The 14628-nt window shown below is 56.3% G+C and carries 19 protein-coding genes and 2 pseudogenes; 12 read left to right on the top strand and 9 right to left on the bottom strand.

Translation table 11 applies throughout. From position 1 onward, the window contains the following. Positions 1 to 108 precede the first annotated feature (108 nt). Together ACFXP9_RS11900 and ACFXP9_RS11895 are read right to left on the bottom strand one after the other, a co-directional pair. Entirely contained in the window at positions 109 to 348 is a 240-nt protein-coding gene (locus ACFXP9_RS11900; protein ID WP_397209254.1) for a LysR family transcriptional regulator, read from the bottom strand. Positions 349 to 418: 70 nt separating this feature from the next. Beyond that, the gene (locus ACFXP9_RS11895) at positions 419 to 910 is read right to left on the bottom strand and encodes a hypothetical protein (protein ID WP_397209252.1); all 492 of its coding nucleotides are present in this window, start codon (positions 908 to 910) and stop codon (positions 419 to 421) included. A gap of 13 nt (positions 911 to 923) precedes the next feature. Between ACFXP9_RS11895 and ACFXP9_RS11890 the strand changes: the two genes are divergently transcribed. Then, on the top strand, positions 924 to 1553 hold the full coding sequence (locus ACFXP9_RS11890) for a hypothetical protein (RefSeq protein ID WP_397209251.1): 630 nt from the start codon (positions 924 to 926) through the stop codon (positions 1551 to 1553). Between the two features lie 276 nt (positions 1554 to 1829). After that, positions 1830 to 2105: a hypothetical protein gene (locus ACFXP9_RS11885; RefSeq protein WP_397209250.1), complete on the top strand. Its 276-nt coding sequence runs from the start codon at positions 1830 to 1832 to the stop codon at positions 2103 to 2105. A gap of 225 nt (positions 2106 to 2330) precedes the next feature. Here the strand turns inward: ACFXP9_RS11885 and ACFXP9_RS11880 are convergent, their stop codons facing one another. Next, positions 2331 to 3050 carry a hypothetical protein gene (locus ACFXP9_RS11880; RefSeq protein WP_397209249.1) on the bottom strand — a complete coding sequence of 240 codons (720 nt, stop codon included), beginning with the start codon at positions 3048 to 3050 and terminating at the stop codon, positions 2331 to 2333. A gap of 242 nt (positions 3051 to 3292) precedes the next feature. On the opposite strand from ACFXP9_RS11880, the gene ACFXP9_RS11875 reads away from it, so the two are divergent. After that, positions 3293 to 4378, top strand: coding sequence for a DNA cytosine methyltransferase (locus tag ACFXP9_RS11875; protein ID WP_397209248.1), 1086 nt, complete (start codon positions 3293 to 3295; stop codon positions 4376 to 4378). Beyond that, a complete protein-coding gene (locus ACFXP9_RS11870; protein ID WP_397209247.1) occupies positions 4356 to 6014 on the top strand; it encodes an ATP-binding protein in 1659 nt (552 codons plus the stop codon). Before ACFXP9_RS11875 ends, ACFXP9_RS11870 begins: the two co-directional genes overlap by 23 nt. Positions 6015 to 6153: 139 nt before the next feature. Here ACFXP9_RS11870 and ACFXP9_RS11865 read toward each other — a convergent pair whose 3' ends face one another. From ACFXP9_RS11865 to ACFXP9_RS11845, 5 genes are all read right to left on the bottom strand, one after another. Beyond that, entirely contained in the window at positions 6154 to 6918 is a 765-nt protein-coding gene (locus ACFXP9_RS11865) for a hypothetical protein (RefSeq protein WP_397209246.1), read from the bottom strand. Further along, positions 6911 to 7159: a transcriptional regulator gene (locus tag ACFXP9_RS11860; protein ID WP_397210234.1), complete on the bottom strand. Its 249-nt coding sequence runs from the start codon at positions 7157 to 7159 to the stop codon at positions 6911 to 6913. Before ACFXP9_RS11860 ends, ACFXP9_RS11865 begins: the two co-directional genes overlap by 8 nt. A 449-nt stretch (positions 7160 to 7608) precedes the next feature. Beyond that, positions 7609 to 8415: a metallophosphoesterase gene (locus ACFXP9_RS11855; RefSeq protein ID WP_397209245.1), complete on the bottom strand. Its 807-nt coding sequence runs from the start codon at positions 8413 to 8415 to the stop codon at positions 7609 to 7611. Positions 8416 to 8424: 9 nt separating this feature from the next. Beyond that, positions 8425 to 8613, bottom strand: coding sequence for a hypothetical protein (locus tag ACFXP9_RS11850; protein WP_397209244.1), 189 nt, complete (start codon positions 8611 to 8613; stop codon positions 8425 to 8427). A 26-nt stretch (positions 8614 to 8639) separates the two neighbouring features. Continuing rightward, complete coding sequence (locus ACFXP9_RS11845) at positions 8640 to 9452, bottom strand: hypothetical protein (RefSeq protein WP_397209243.1); 813 nt, start codon at positions 9450 to 9452, stop codon at positions 8640 to 8642. Positions 9453 to 9620: 168 nt separating this feature from the next. On the opposite strand from ACFXP9_RS11845, the pseudogene ACFXP9_RS11840 reads away from it, so the two are divergent. The 8 genes and pseudogenes from ACFXP9_RS11840 to ACFXP9_RS11805 form a co-directional block, all read left to right on the top strand. Further along, positions 9621 to 9791, top strand: a pseudogene (locus tag ACFXP9_RS11840) (helix-turn-helix domain-containing protein); the annotation flags it as partial. Between the two features lie 148 nt (positions 9792 to 9939). Beyond that, entirely contained in the window at positions 9940 to 10179 is a 240-nt protein-coding gene (locus ACFXP9_RS11835) for a helix-turn-helix domain-containing protein (RefSeq protein ID WP_397209241.1), read from the top strand. 182 nt (positions 10180 to 10361) lie between these two features. Then, positions 10362 to 11918 carry an IS21 family transposase gene (gene istA, locus ACFXP9_RS11830; RefSeq protein WP_397210227.1) on the top strand — a complete coding sequence of 519 codons (1557 nt, stop codon included), beginning with the start codon at positions 10362 to 10364 and terminating at the stop codon, positions 11916 to 11918. Next, on the top strand, positions 11918 to 12667 hold the full coding sequence (locus tag ACFXP9_RS11825) for an ATP-binding protein (protein ID WP_397209239.1): 750 nt from the start codon (positions 11918 to 11920) through the stop codon (positions 12665 to 12667). Before istA ends, ACFXP9_RS11825 begins: the two co-directional genes overlap by 1 nt. 70 nt (positions 12668 to 12737) lie before the next feature. Then, the gene (locus ACFXP9_RS11820; RefSeq protein ID WP_397209238.1) at positions 12738 to 12899 is read left to right on the top strand and encodes a hypothetical protein; all 162 of its coding nucleotides are present in this window, start codon (positions 12738 to 12740) and stop codon (positions 12897 to 12899) included. Positions 12900 to 12936: 37 nt separating this feature from the next. Continuing rightward, on the top strand, positions 12937 to 13278 hold the full coding sequence (locus tag ACFXP9_RS11815) for a type II toxin-antitoxin system RelE/ParE family toxin (RefSeq protein ID WP_397209237.1): 342 nt from the start codon (positions 12937 to 12939) through the stop codon (positions 13276 to 13278). After that, positions 13275 to 13568: a helix-turn-helix domain-containing protein gene (locus ACFXP9_RS11810; RefSeq protein WP_397209236.1), complete on the top strand. Its 294-nt coding sequence runs from the start codon at positions 13275 to 13277 to the stop codon at positions 13566 to 13568. Before ACFXP9_RS11815 ends, ACFXP9_RS11810 begins: the two co-directional genes overlap by 4 nt. A gap of 63 nt (positions 13569 to 13631) precedes the next feature. Then, positions 13632 to 13844, top strand: a pseudogene (locus ACFXP9_RS11805) (IS3 family transposase); the annotation flags it as partial. A gap of 28 nt (positions 13845 to 13872) precedes the next feature. Here ACFXP9_RS11805 and ACFXP9_RS11800 read toward each other — a convergent pair. Next, positions 13873 to 14412, bottom strand: coding sequence for a recombinase family protein (locus ACFXP9_RS11800; protein ID WP_397210232.1), 540 nt, complete (start codon positions 14410 to 14412; stop codon positions 13873 to 13875). Between the last annotated feature and the right edge of the window lie 216 nt (positions 14413 to 14628).

The raw sequence follows: 14628 nt of genomic DNA, 5'->3' as shown, positions 1-14628 counted from the left end.
GGGGTAGAGCAGCCCGGTAGCTCGTCAGGCTCATAACCTGAAGGTCGCAGGTTCAAATCCTGCCCCCGCAACCAAAAACCCGTCGCAAAAGCGGCGGGCTTTGTCGTCCTAATTCCTGCTCAACGCCTGCTCAACAAAAGGGGTGACCTGCCACGGGACTTTTCTTCCATCTGCGATTAGAGTCCGGCCCATTGAGATCAGGCGGTCTTCGAGATCGCGGATGCGTCGGCTGACGGCGGATTCCTGAACGCCGATGGCAGCTCCCGACTTGCGGAAGCTACCATGCTCGGCTGTGGCAACGAAATCCCGGGGATGACGAAGCTCGATCTGGCCGCGCGGCTTCGCCATCGTTCCCCTCATGCCGTCGCGCTTCTGTTCGCTACTGCATTGAATGCCTGAAGTAGCGCGGGCTGAGACCCTACAAGCATTCCTCAAGGTTAGGGGTGAAGACCGAGGCGCGCTCTTCCTTCAGTTCGGCGAGAGAGGCGTTAATTTTTTCGCGAGCGTCCTGGTCAATATCAACATTTACGATCTTGTAGTCACCGGCCCTGCAAACGACAGGGACCCCAATTACGAGGTCTTCATCAAAACCGTATGCCCCCTCGGTAAAGACACCCATCGACACCCACCTGTCTGCACTTCCATGAATCCAGTCACGCATATGGTCGAGAGCAGCGTTTGCAGCCGAAGCGGCAGACGATGCACCTCTGGCCTGGATAATGGCCGTGCCGCGCTGGGCGACACTCTTGACAAAGGTTTCGCAAGACCAATCCGGCAAGGACAGTTCCGCGATACTCCTTCCGCGTACTGCGGCACTGGCGACGTCCGGGTACATCGTTGGAGAATGATTTCCCCAAACTGCAGGGTTCAGAATATCTTCGATGTCAGCGTCGGTCGCCTTTGCAAGCATCGATAAAGCGCGGTTGGAGGCGCGGCGCGTCGATCACGGCGCGGCTGTGGTCGAGATCGGCCTTGCCCGCCCGATGCGCGAGCCTGAACGCATCAAGGCGCTGTTTGCCGCCGGGGTCGAGGACATCGACGCGGGCTTTGGTATCGACGCGCTGCGGCTGGTGGCGACGGTGACCGAGCCGTTGGTCCCGGCTCAGATCGGCGGCTCGGTCGAGGGCGATGCGCTGGCCGATCTGGTTTCGCGTCTTGGTAACCGCATCGGCTTTGACCGGGTGCAGCGGCTTTTGCCCGCGACCAGCCTGATCCCCGAGCGCAGCTTTATCATCGCGCCCGCCGCCTACAGCGCCCCCCAAGCCGCGCCAGCCCACACTGGCCCCGCGCGCCCGATCCTGATCTTTCCGCCCGAACCGGCGCTGGCCGCAACGGGCAATCCGCCCGCTTCGTTTCGGTGGCGGCGCAGGGCAATGACCACGCTGCGGGCTTTGGGACCAGAACGCATCGCGCCGGAGTGGTGGTTCGATGACCCTGAATGGCGATCTGGCCTGCGCGATTACTGGTGCATCGAGACGCGGCAAGGCCCGCGCCTGTGGCTGTTTCATACGCCGCAAGCGCCTGCATGGTTCGTGCAGGGGGAATTCGCATGACCCCCCTATTCCTCATTGCGTGGTGCTGACCAGGACGAGTGCAGCGGTTCGCTCTCGCGCACTAAGAAATGTTCAGGAACAGCTTACGGAAGGTGGCATTGATGTGTGCGAAACGCCGATTGTGGAGCGCGCCGCTTACCGCGACCTGTTCGACTATGGGGGAACCTTGTCTGCCCTTGATCCATCGCAGGTAAGCAACGTTGACAAGGCAATCGAGAACGCACGGCAGTTTGCAGGCGAAGTGATTGGCAAGCTGAAGCAAGGGCAGGGGGGGCAATGATGAGCAAGCAACGCGCAAATCTTGGTTTTGGCGATGCGCTGAGCGATCTCAGCGATTTTGCCCCCACCCCGAAAGCCGCCCCGAAAGACATGGCCACAGGACAGGCGGCAGAGGCGTCAGGCTTCGTGAGCCGAGAAGCCAAGGCACCAGCACAGCCAAAGTCGCAACGCCGCCGCAGAACCGGACGCAACGCTGCGTATTCCAAAATCAATCGGCGTCGAGTCCACATTACAGTCGGCACGGCCTCCATAAAGCGACGGATGCAGGTGTGAGTGCTTTCCGAGGATTGCGGTTGAGAGCTGAGCCAGCCCCGGCCCGCTCTCACCCAAAAGGGCCGTAGGGGCGGGGCTGGCGGCGGTCGAGTTCAAGCACTCCGGGCCAATATCGCTTATCGAAGCGTTTCGCTGCCGTAGCGCGGCTTCCCCGAATGGTAATTCACAGGCTGCGCAACATCTTCGTTGGTGGACCGATAGCAATTCGTGGGAATGACGACGCTTTCAGATATCGTCCCATACCACTTCGGTGGCTAGATACTCTCGGATCACCGTTCGAACGACAAACTGACCATGGTTCATAACAGCAAAGCGGTAAACTCTCGGTTGGACGACCACCCAACCATCTGGCCTCATGTCTTCTCCGGAAACAAGACGCTGCATCAAGCGGCTGCCCACCTCCGGCCATCCAGCCCCGTAGTCGATCCTTTCGAAGTTCGACAAAGCATCGGGAGACAGGGAGGGGATTGGCAAGATTGCCACACGCGCCGGCTCACCGTCCACCGGATGCCCATGCTCGAACAGCACATGTCCGCGGGCATTTTTAACAACGACATTCTGAATTCGCGCCATGTCCGGAATAAAGCTGATCTGATCGTTGCCGTCGGAATTCTTGACGATCTGAAGTTGGGACTCGATTTCATCCTGAAGTCGATAGTTGCTGCTCAGTATCTTCGCGGATCGCGCTACAATCTGTTGTTCCGGATCTGTGCTACCAGCGAGAACTGATCCCAAGAATGCTGTAAAGTACTCCTCATCATTCGCGAACGAAGCATTGCAGGATTTGCAAATTCGAACCGTCGGAAGGTCATCTGGAAAGGGGCGATCAAGTATAGTTTTTGAGGGGACATGGTCGAGATTGCTCTCGACACTTCCCAACACAGCTTTGCAGTGAATACACCACCCTTTATGCCGCTCGTCAGCATAGTCTTGCAGCCGCTTCATCCGCAATTTCCTTTCCTCTGGTGTGACTTCCACGCCCTTCAGACGTCACTCTTACGAACGTTGAACACCGGAGCGACCTTCGGGAATGCCCGAACTACCCAGTCCCTCATGCAGCCGACATAGGATAGGGTTCGCCCCGATGTGAAAGTGTCCGATAAGCATCTTGCGAGATGGTCAGAAAAGTATACTTTTAGCCAGAATGTAAAGACTAACCAAGGCCCCGACAGGTGGCGAGTGGAGCCATGAAATTGGAAGATGGGCCAGAGTCAGAGCCATTGGGCGAAGTTGTTGACTTGTTTTGTGGCGTAGGGGCCCTAAGCCACGGCCTCATGCGGGCTGGCTTCGATATCAAGGCTGGCTACGATACCGACAGGCGCTGCAAACACGCCTTCGAGGCCAACAACGAAGCGACTTTCTATACTAGGGATGTGGCGCGTTTGCAGCCGGAAGAAGTCTTGGCTCACTTCTCTGGCACGCGTCCGACTGTGCTAGCAGGTTGCGCCCCGTGCCAGCCTTTCTCAACTTATAAGCAGCGCTACGACGAAGACCCGAGATGGGATTTGGTCGACAGCTTTGCGCGGCTCGCAGTGAAGGTCTCGCCGGATTTCATCACAATGGAAAACGTCCCCGCACTTCTGAAATACAGAGCCGGGTCCGTGTTCGCGAACTTCCGCCAGACGCTCCAGAAAGCCGGGTACCATGTGAGCTGGCAGGTCGCAAAATGTGAGATGTTCGGTGTACCGCAGAAACGGCGCCGTCTCGTTGTTGTTGCCGCAAAGATCACCTGTCCGCCCGAGCTTTCGCCGACTCATCAAACACCTCTGACCGTGAAAGATGCTATATCTGACCTGCCGCCGATCGCGGCAGGGACAAGAGCAGACGACGATCCATTACACATCTCAGCCGCCTTATCCGAGACCAACCTGCGACGCATCCGTGCATCAAAGCCGGGTGGAACTTGGCGGGATTGGCCTTATGAGTTGAGGGCTAAATGTCATCAACGATCATCCGGGAAGACATACTCAGGGGTGTATGCGCGAATGGTTTGGGATGCGCCTTCTCCGACAATGACCACCCAATGCTACGGTTATGGGAACGGTCGATTTGGTCACCCTGAGCAGGATAGAGCTATTACTTTGAGGGAAGCTGCGTTGTTGCAATCCTTCCCGCCCCAATATTCATTTTTGCCCGATGGTGAAACTCCGAATATGTCTGAAGTTGGCAGGTGGATCGGCAATGCTGTTCCAGTCGGGCTAGCGCAGGCGATCGGCAGGTGCATCGGATCGGTGATCAAGGAGTACGAACTTGTCGACCAAGACTTCGCCTGACCCCTTTCGTTTTGAAATTTCACTAAGCGTCCTGAATCATCTCGGACGAAATCTCTATAGGAACTTTGTCACGGTTCTTGGTGAGGCAATTTCCAATTCATGGGACGCAAATGCCAATAATGTCTGGATCGAAATTGACCGAGAAAACTCATCGTTCTCGATAAAAGATGATGGCGATGGAATGGAAAGCTCTGATTTTCAGGGGAAGTTTCTAAAAATCGGATACTCAAAGCGCTCGGCAGGTGGCAGCAAGTCACCCACGGGGCGGCCATATATCGGCGCAAAAGGCATAGGCAAACTGGCACTGCTTTCGTGCGCAAAGCGCGTTTCTGTGTTCTCCAAGACTAGCGAAACAGACTACGTGGGCGGGGTCATCGACAACGCGGGCCTGGATGGCGCAATTCTAGGTGATAAAAGCACTGAGGAGTATCCGCTGGAGCAGTTGGACTTCTCTCTTATCAATGAGCTACGAAAAGAGCATACGAAAGGCACTATTATCTGTTTTGAGGGCACTAACGAGCAACTTAAAAAATCGGATGCCTACATAAAAAAGCTTCTTGCTCTGAGCTTCAAATTCTCGCTGTTGGATAAAGATTTCACCATCCATGTCAGCGGTAATCCCGTTACTGTTGACGACCTTAAGCCGTTGTCGGATGCGACCCAGTTCCTGTGGAGCGTTAACGGCTACAAAGACGCATACACTGACGGATTAAACAACCTCGAACTGCCCGCGTCCGAAGTCACTACACCTTTGAACATCAAGGGTTTTGTCGCTTCGGTCAAAAAGCCGGCAAACCTGAAAATCACCGGAACTGACGAACGTGCCACAATAGACCTGTTTGTGAACGGCCGACTTCGCGAAAAGAACATTATACGGCACATCCCGTCTCAAAGGATCGTGGAAAGCTACATCTACGGCCAAATTCACTTCGATGCCCTTGATCGTGAAGGAGTTGACCCCTTCACGAGCAGTCGGGAAGGTATCGTTGAGGACGACGAAAAATTTCGGAGTCTCATGGATTATCTCAAACGGGATTTACTCACGAAAATCATTGATGAGTGGGACAAGTTTCGCTTGGAGGTCAAAGACGAAGGCGACGACGACAACACACGGAAGTCTAAGCGTGACAGGAAGGCCCAAGCACTGGTGTCAGAGGCGAAAAAGGACTTTCAGCCTGATGACGACGCGCCGACAAAGGATATTGTTGAGGAGTGGCTGACTGAGATGCAGGCAGATGCCGAGTTCAACACGTCTGCGTATGTGGATTGTTTTCTGTCGGAGAATTTGGTCCGCAAGTACATTGGCCACAAAAACCTCAGCCCGATTGATGGCATCCAAAAAGACATCGTCAAATTCAAAGAGCGTGAAGAGAAAACCAAGCAGGCCGCGAATATCAGCTTCCCGATCCGGAAAACCTCTCTTGATCTGAGCTACTTGGATATGGACGCTCTGGCATTCACGGCGGAGGGCAGTAAATCAACGAATACGCAGTCCCTCTGGGGCGACGCTATTGGCTTCAAGCCCGTTCGAAATGCCGTGGGGCATACGGGCCGCTTGACAAATGTGGCTAAGAACCATCTGAACACAACCTTCGAAAATATCAAAGCGCGGATCAGGACGTTGCTGTCAAATTGAGGGGCAAGCGCGGGTGACTACTCCCGATTTCGTTGTGGCCTATGCTCGTGTCGTCGGGCAGCATCCCGACATGGCGGCTCAGGCGGCAGCCTGAGCTTTCCACTGACCGAAACGCCGGCTCCCGTAGATTGAGCTGGCGTCAGTTCAGATTGAGCCTTTTCAGCCAGTCGGTCGCGCCCGGAACAGAGTGCCATGCCGCGTGGGCTTCGGCGGCATATGCCTTCGCTTCTTCGGGTGACTGGTAGGCAATCATTTGAGCTGGGGGAACCTTGGGCGGGTTCTTCTTGGTCAGCGGTGCGATGATGTGAGGATTGATGGCGCAGGCTCTTTGAGCATATGCCTTGGCCTGCGATTGATCGCCCGCTTGGAAAGCGTAGAGAGCCCCCCACATTTGCATCTCTGTTCGGATTTCATCCTTACTTCTCTGGACTAAGAGATACCCTTCCTCCCACCTGCCAGCTTCGGCCAGCCATCCGGCCAAGAGGAAGCGGAAACCAATGTTGTCATTGGGGCAGATTTTCAGAGCGAATTGGGCAATGCTGATGGCTTCGGCATTAGCGTCCGGTCGGATATCATCCCAGAGTGCTAGAGACAGCGTGTGAAGCGCTCGCATATATGGCCGAGTTTCGAGCGCTGACCAAAACACGAACTCATCGTTGGGCGCGACCGCCAGCTCTTTCGAGAAGATTTTCTGACCGATCCTGATGCCTTCGCGGGCGAGGGCGATCTTTTCGCCCAGAACATCGGTCGCTTGCGCTATGATCACATAGCTGTCGATGGCGTCGGGGTTGAGGCGGATGGCATTGCGAGCCAAGCGCATCGCCTCGTCCACGTCGCCGACGCGCATCCGCTCCCAAGCCTCGTCTTCCATCTCCTGCCAAGGTTCTTCTTGCCACTCAATCATTGTCACCGCTCTCCTCATATCGATCTGGCCACAGTGCTTCCGGGGTTGTTCCAATCTTGGCCGCGATTGCGTCCTGTATACGCTGGGACCGATGATATCCCTGCGAGACCGTGGTGACGGTGCTGGGAGTAACCCCGAGTTCGCGGGCCAGCGCATTAATGCCAGATCCCGCGCCCTTGAGGCGAGCCTTGATCGAAGCGTGAAGATCAAGATCTGCGACTTTTGCGCGTCGGTTGGCCATCCGTTTTAGTTTACTTTTTGTGAGGACGCCTTCCGAGTCAATTTTGATAGGAGGGGAAAGGTAACACATGAAGAATACCATGCCCAAGTCTACTTTCCGTCGAGTAGCCAATCCAATACGGCCTTGATACTGGCCAAATACGCGAAAAAGGCCATAAACAATGGTAGGCCAAACACGAATACCAACAGGCTCTCCCAAAGCCCCAGATTCCCATCGTTGAACGCGACGATAAGAGGCCGGATGTTTGGCTGCATGAGTATCAAGATTGCACCAATGCTTGCAGATACCGCGAAGTGAAGAGCGACCGGAAACCTTCTCATAAGACCTTGATCCCCAAATTTATACAGCCGTGACCAGTTCATTTCGCTCTTCCTCAGCATAGTGTTTCTCACACATGAGGTAATCATGGGCATGAGCGGCTTCAATCTCAGTGCCATAGTGCAATGACGCTATTTCACGTCTATGACGAAGATCGGATCAAACCCAGTTTCCTCACCGGGGTATCCCAGCTGGTTTGTGACAAAGCGGATCGGTCCGTGCTCGCCTTCGACCGTCCGGCTCTCCCCCTCGTGGCTGTGCCCCCAGACCCATGTGTCGATATCGAAGCTACGGATTTCTTCCCACAGGTCACTGGCAAACCCGTTGTTCATCGCGCGCTTCTCGTGGCCGCCGATGGTGCGCCACGGGGCGATCAGTTCACGCAGGGGAAGGTGGTGGGTCATGACCACGGTCGGGCCATCATGCGGGGTGCGCAGGGCATTAAAGATTGCGGCCTTGTCTCGCGCATGACGTTCCAGCATGTCGTCGATGGTAAAGCAGGTATCGGGCGCGGTGCGAATGGCACGGTAGTCCTGCATGTAGGCCGAGACCATGAGCCGCGCGAGGTCGTCGAACTCTGGATAAAGCCGCAGGTCCGTCCAGAGCGTCGCGCCGACAATGCGCACGCCCGCGATCTCGGTCGTGGCCCCATGTAGCACGCGTATATCAAGGTCTTCGGCCCGAAGCTCGGCAAGCTGGCGCTCCTCCTCGGCCAGCAGTTCCGACAAGATCGAGCCGTATGGTTCATGGTTGCCCCAGATCATGATGACAGGGCAGTCGTATTTGCGCGCCGCCCGCGCCGGAATCTTCAGATGCCGCCCCCGCGTATGCGTATCGCCCCCGATCAGAACCCCGTCCACCGGCGCGGACAGGTCGGGCAGATCGAAGCCGCCCCAAAACTCGTCATGCAGGTCGCTCCAGACCAGAAACCGCGCCATAGCACCCGTTCACGCCACATATTCCCTGGCGATACCGTAGTCGGCCAGCGCGAAGAGCACCACATCGAGGTTCGTTACGCCCAGTTCCGTGGCCTTGCGCATGATCTCGACATGCACACTCGTCGGGACGCGCAGTTCCATCACGGTGTCAGGGTCAAGTTCGGGGTTTTCGCGCAGAAAATCCAGCCACGCTGTCATGTTCTGCACTTTCTCGGCTGTCGTCGTCATAGCTTCATATCCGCAGGTTGGGTTGCCGTGTTCAGGGTTCCGTCGATCTGCGGGCCAGCTGCCGAGCGATCCTGAACCATCAAATTGTAGTCGATCAGCCGGAAGGTCATGGTGATCGTCTCAGTGCCTTTCGTCCAGTATTCCGCGACATAGCTCATCCCACATTTGCGCCCCTCGCCAAGAACCGGGGCTATTCGATAATCGAACCGACCCTCGGTCGGCAGGCCGTGGGCGCAGGCTTCGTAGGAATACATGTCATAGGGTTCGGGCATCGGGATCGGCTCGTAAGCGCGATCCAGAGCCCACCGCCACATTCGGTCACCCCTGTCCGGTAGGTCAGACGGCTTGCCGTAGAGCCCTTCCAGCTGCGCCAACAACGCTGCCTTATCAGGTCCATCCCCTGCGGCGACACGCACCTCGCGGCGGATCGCGGTCACGACCGAGCCGATGGCAGGGCTGGAGACATCAATCTGGATGCTGTCGAACGGCTTATTACTTTGATTGCGGAGAAAGAAATCGATCCCCGGCGTGACATAGCCGACCCGAAGCTTCGTGCGGAACACCTTGCCTGTCGGGCTTTCCACCTGAAGCGTGCCTTCGACCGGGGCAAGTTCCTGCCCGAGATGTTCTTCGACCAGCGCAACCGCCTCACCGATCGGCATCCCGGGTTTCACCCCGAGAATGGCGAAGTCGTAGGGGCGCACCGTGGCAGGCTGGGTTTCGGTCAGCGTGCCGTAGCCGTCAGGCTGCGGGAGGGATTGGGCGAAGACGGGGGCCGACAGCCCAAGAAAGGCGGCGGCAAGCAACATAGATCTACAGCACATAAGCAAACCTCAAATTCATAGTTTGCTTCATATTTCATAGAATACTTCATGGAATCAAGCGCCGCCCCGGCGTCTTGATCCGGCATGGCCGGAACCGATGACAAACTCCTTGAAGCATTCGCAAAAATATTGCGTTAGCAACGACTTGCCAAAGGCCTGTCGCAGGAGGAGCTTGCGCACAGGGCCGGTGTCAGTATGCGCTATATTTCCTTGCTTGAGAGCCGCCATCATCAACCGAGCCTCGCAACGGTGCGGGGGTTATGCATCGGGCTCGGGATCACGATGACCGAATTCGTGCAACGGGTGGAAAGCGAACTGGGCTGAGAGTGTCTGGCTGATTTGCGGCTGGCAGTTGCCGAAGCCCCGATCAATCTAAAAACAAAACGTAATTTTTATATAGCGTTATCAATGTGTTGACTCCAGGTGGCGCTCTAGTGCAGCGTCGACGCGAGGCATCATGTGGTAAACGATCATGAACATCAGTCAGCAGGATAAAAGGCTGCGCCACCAGCGCGTGAAATACGAGCTTGGTAAGCGGCAACTTTCCTTCGCGAAGCTTGCTGCAAGCGCCGGGCTGGACAGATCTTTGCTGGCTGCCGTCTCGGCCACAACCAAGAAATCGCACCGCGCGGCCACGATCATCGCAGATGCCTTGGATACCACTCCCGCGCAGCTTTGGCCGGAAATTTACGGAGGTGATGATGACCGATAGATAAAAGAAAACCGCCGAAAGCAGTGGCATGCTTTGGCGGCTTCCCGAGAGTGTCTCGTAAGGTTCGTACCCTTTCGAACACTCTCCACAAACCACCCCCGAAAGTCAAGCCGGACGCAAAAGCCGCGCGGGAGTGATCCTGCACGACCGGTTCGTCTTGCCTCAACCCTATGGAGAGAATGATGAAAAGCGACCAACGTCGTCTTATCGAATTATTGTTTCAAGAGCACGAAACGAACAGCGCGATTGCGCGCAAGCTGGGTCGTCACCGCGATACCATCCGCAAAATGCGGACGCGGCTGGCCCTGTCGGGCCTGACGGAGGAGCAGACTGCGGCCCTCTCTGACGCCGAGATCAACGCGGCCCTCGGGACATCGCGCCGGAAGCGCCGGGGATTCTATGTACCCGATTACGATGCTCTGATCGCCGAGCTTGGGAAGCCCGGCAAGAAAAAGCGCCACCTCTACGCGCAGTATCTTACACAAGTTGAGAGCGATCCGAATACGGAATTACGCCCTATATGCAGAACCAAATTTCACGATGAGCTTCGCGCTCATCAGAAAGCGCGCGGGCTCGAATACCGCCACGTCTATTTCGCCGGGAAGATCATGCAGGCCGACTTTATCGGAAAGCGGCCCTACTATGTCGATCGGGATGGCAGGAAGATATCAGTCGAAGTTGCCGTTTCGGTCTTGCCGTACAGCAATTTCACATTCGCAATTGCTGTGAGGTCTCAGGGTTTGAAGGATTCGGTGACCGTGCTGGCAGAAACACTGGAGTATTTTCAGGCTGTACCCAAGGATGCGATTTTCGACAATTTCAAAGCGGCAGTGACAACACCCAAAACCGAAAATCGACCGGCGGTGATCAATCGGCACTTCAAGGCCGCGCTTGATCATTACTCACTCTACCCGGATCCCACATATGTCGCGCAGCCCCGGCATAAAGGGGCGGTCGAGAATGCGGTCAAGATCGTCACGACAGAATTCGTCGGAAGCGAGCGATTTCTGGGGTGCAGTTCGCTGCATGACATGAACCTTCGACTGCGAGAAGTGATTGAAGAGCTGAACAACCGGCCCATGCCGACCTATCAGCGGCGTTCCCGTCGTCAGATTTTTGAGGCCGAGGAACATCCGGCCATGCGCCCGCTTCCTGCTGAAAAATACCGGTATGGCGAGTGGAAAGAAGGGATCACGGTCCCCCTGCATTACCATATCCGCGTCGGAATGACGGAATACAGCGTCCCGCATCGGCTTGCCGGACAAAAGGTCAACATCAAGGTCGCCTCCGATACAGTCGAGGTCTACGCATCAGGCATCGTGATGGCTGTCCATGCCCTTGCTCCGCCCGACATTCGCCGGGTCACATTGCCAGAGCATTTACCGGACAATCATCTTGCGATGCGCGGCCACGACAATGAAAGCGTTCTGGAGCGCGCCCGACGACTTGGTTCGGTGGTACATCAATTTGTAACAAGGCACCTTGAAGAGCACGCGAACGGCAAGGCTGCACTGGATATGTGTCGGCAGTTCGAGAAGAAAATCCGGCATTACGGTAGCGCTGCTTTTGCTGCGGCTCTGCACGAAGCAATGAACCGGGGGCAGATCAATGCTTCGGCCGTTTACACGCTGTTGGAGCGACCATCGCAGGCAAAACATGCGGATGATCTGCCCACCAGCCCACGCCCGTCCGGCAATGTGCGCGGGTCGGGATATTATGATGATGGGGAGGATGCGTGATGCAGCGCCATACCCTGATTCAGATGGCCCGCGAATTGCGCCTCGCTGGTTTCGCGGACGCGCTTGAACTGCACGCCAACAACCCCAGCATTGAGGAGCTGCCGTTCACCGAACGATTGGGAATGCTGTTTCTGGCTGAGCGTGAGAAGCGGCATGCCAACCAGATCGAGCGGCTGCTACGCGATGCGAAGCTCAAGCTCACGGCACTTCCCGAAGATCTCAACATGTATCCCGAACGGGGCTTGTCACCCGCGAACATGCGGGAACTCTATAAGGGCGACTGGATAGGGAAGGGCTGGAATATCGTCATTTCCGGAGAAACCGGCACCGGGAAGACATGGCTCGCATGCAGCCTTGGCCGCGCCGCCATCAGGCTGGTGCACAAAACGCGATACTACCGTGTCGACGACTTGCTCTATGAAATCAGCCTCGCCCGGCAGGACGGGGTGCTTTTTAAACTCCGGGAACGGTTGGCCAAATATGCGCTGATCATTCTGGATGACTTTGGCGTGACACCGATGACGCAGCAGGCGAAAGCTGATCTGCTTCAGTTTCTCGATGATCGTGTCGGTATAGGGTCGACCGTTTTTGTCGGACAACGGCCCTATAGCGATTGGCACGATTTCATTGATGACCTGTTGATCGCCGATGCCATTCTGGATCGTCTTTCCAGCAACCGGCATCACATCAAGCTGAAGGGCCACTCACAGCGGCGCTCGGAAGCGAGTTTTGCTGAGAGCGAGAAATAGGCCTGTCGTTACCAAATGGACTCGGCGCCGAATCCATTCCGGATTCGGCGCCGATCATTACTGACGCCTAATGCCGAAGAAGCGTGGATTATGCAGCAACGCGCAGTTCAACATCAAGGCGAAGCCGGAAACGATTGAAGCCTTCTACAAAGTGGCTGACGCCAACGGCTGGGGCCTCGGGGAAACTTTGGAACATGCGGTTGATCTTTTTGAAAAGCACATGAAGGTGTAGTGCGCCATTGACTTATGTGCCATTGAAGTATAAATGAATGACCAAGCTGCAAACCGTAGTCGAGCTGCCCGAGTTCCAGCGCCGTGCGCGATCCATCATGACGGATTCCGAACGCGAGGCAGCGATCACCTGGATCGCCACAAACCCGGAGGCGGGTGTCTCTCTGGGTGGCGGATTGAGAAAGGTTCGCATCCCCAGAGAAGGGGGCGGCAAGAGCGGGGGATTCAGGACGATCTATGTGTTTGGCGGCCGCTACATGCCTGTTTTTCTGATCACGGCCTTTGCCAAAAACGAAAAGACGAACCTGTCATCAAAAGAACAGGCTGCGGCCGTTGAGTTGAGCAAGGAGATCATCGCCATGTGGAGCAAAAGGCAATGAGCGTATTCGAGAGCATCAAGCAGGGCTTGGAAGAAGCTCGTGCCTTCTCGAAAGGACACGGGGGCGAAGCCGTGGTTCATGAAATCACCCTGCCCGAAATCAACGTGGCCGAGATTCGTGCTCAGACCGGGCTGTCCCAAACTGACTTCGCCCGTAGCATTGGTGTAGCTAAAGGAACGCTCCTGAACTGGGAGCAGGGTCGCCGTTCCCCACAGGGTCCGGCGCAGGTTCTGCTGGCACTGATCTCGCGCAAACCGTCTGTGGTGCAGGAACTGCTCGGCGGCTCATAACCATCACCTCGGCAGCCCATTTGACGCAGCACGCCCATGATCTGCGTTTCTGTGATTTTTGTCTTGGCCGAGCCGATCAATGGCCTGTTAAAGGCAGAAGTCATCCACTGCGGCGCTCCATGAAGCAGCTTAGAAGCAGTGGAATACGCAACATTCGAATGGCTGGACTGGTTCAACAACCGGCGTCTTCTCTAACCCATTGGGAACATTCTGCCTGCCGAAGCAGAAGCAGATTTCTACGTTGTTCTGGAAACTGACCCATGGCCGCGTAAATAACCGAAATCAGCCTCCGGCACTGCAAGCCTTACGCCCTCCTGATCGTATTCTGACTGACCCGGAACAGCCGGGCCAGCTCGGCGATGCTGCGGCGGTCCTCGTCGCGCAGGCGCTGCACTTCCTTCTTTTGCTCAGCAGACAGGGCGGGGGGCCTGCCGCCGACCCGGCCACGGCGCCGTGCGGCTTCCAGCCCTTCGCGCGTACGCTCGCCGATACGCTCGCGTTCGAACTGGGCGATGGAGGCGAAGACGTGAAATACCAGCCGCCCTGCCGGGGTGGTTGTGTCAATGTCCTCAGCGAGAGAGCGGAAGCCTGCCCCCTTAGCCCGGATGCAATCAACAATCGTCAGCAGGTCTTGCAGGGATCGGCTGAGGCGGTCGTATTTCGTGACCACGACCACATCACCGGGTCGGAGCTGATCGAGCAACCGCTCAAGCTCGGGCCTGAGGCGACGGCTGCCCGAGATCTTCTCGGCAAAGACCCGCGCGGCACCGGCCGTCTTGAGAGCTGTCAGCTGCCCATGAAGATGCTGCTCCTCGGTGGAGACGCGCGCATAACCCAGAATAATCGCCCAAAAACCTTCAACAACCGATCTGGTATTGGCAGGGTGTTTTGGCGCAGTCAAGCAGGGGTATTTGAGAGGCTTCCAGAAACGGCCGTTTTTGAAGGCTAAAAAAACTTGCCTTTACAGGGAAGGCTTGCAATAGTAAGGTTTGAAACCTTCCGGATGCATGAAGGCTATTGAAAACGACGTTTTCTGAGCCGTGTTTTATTTCGGTTGGCT

The sequence above is a fragment of the Paracoccus jiaweipingae genome (genome assembly GCF_044335505.1).
Taxonomy (GTDB): domain Bacteria; phylum Pseudomonadota; class Alphaproteobacteria; order Rhodobacterales; family Rhodobacteraceae; genus Paracoccus.
This window is presented reverse-complemented; position numbering and strand designations above follow the sequence as displayed.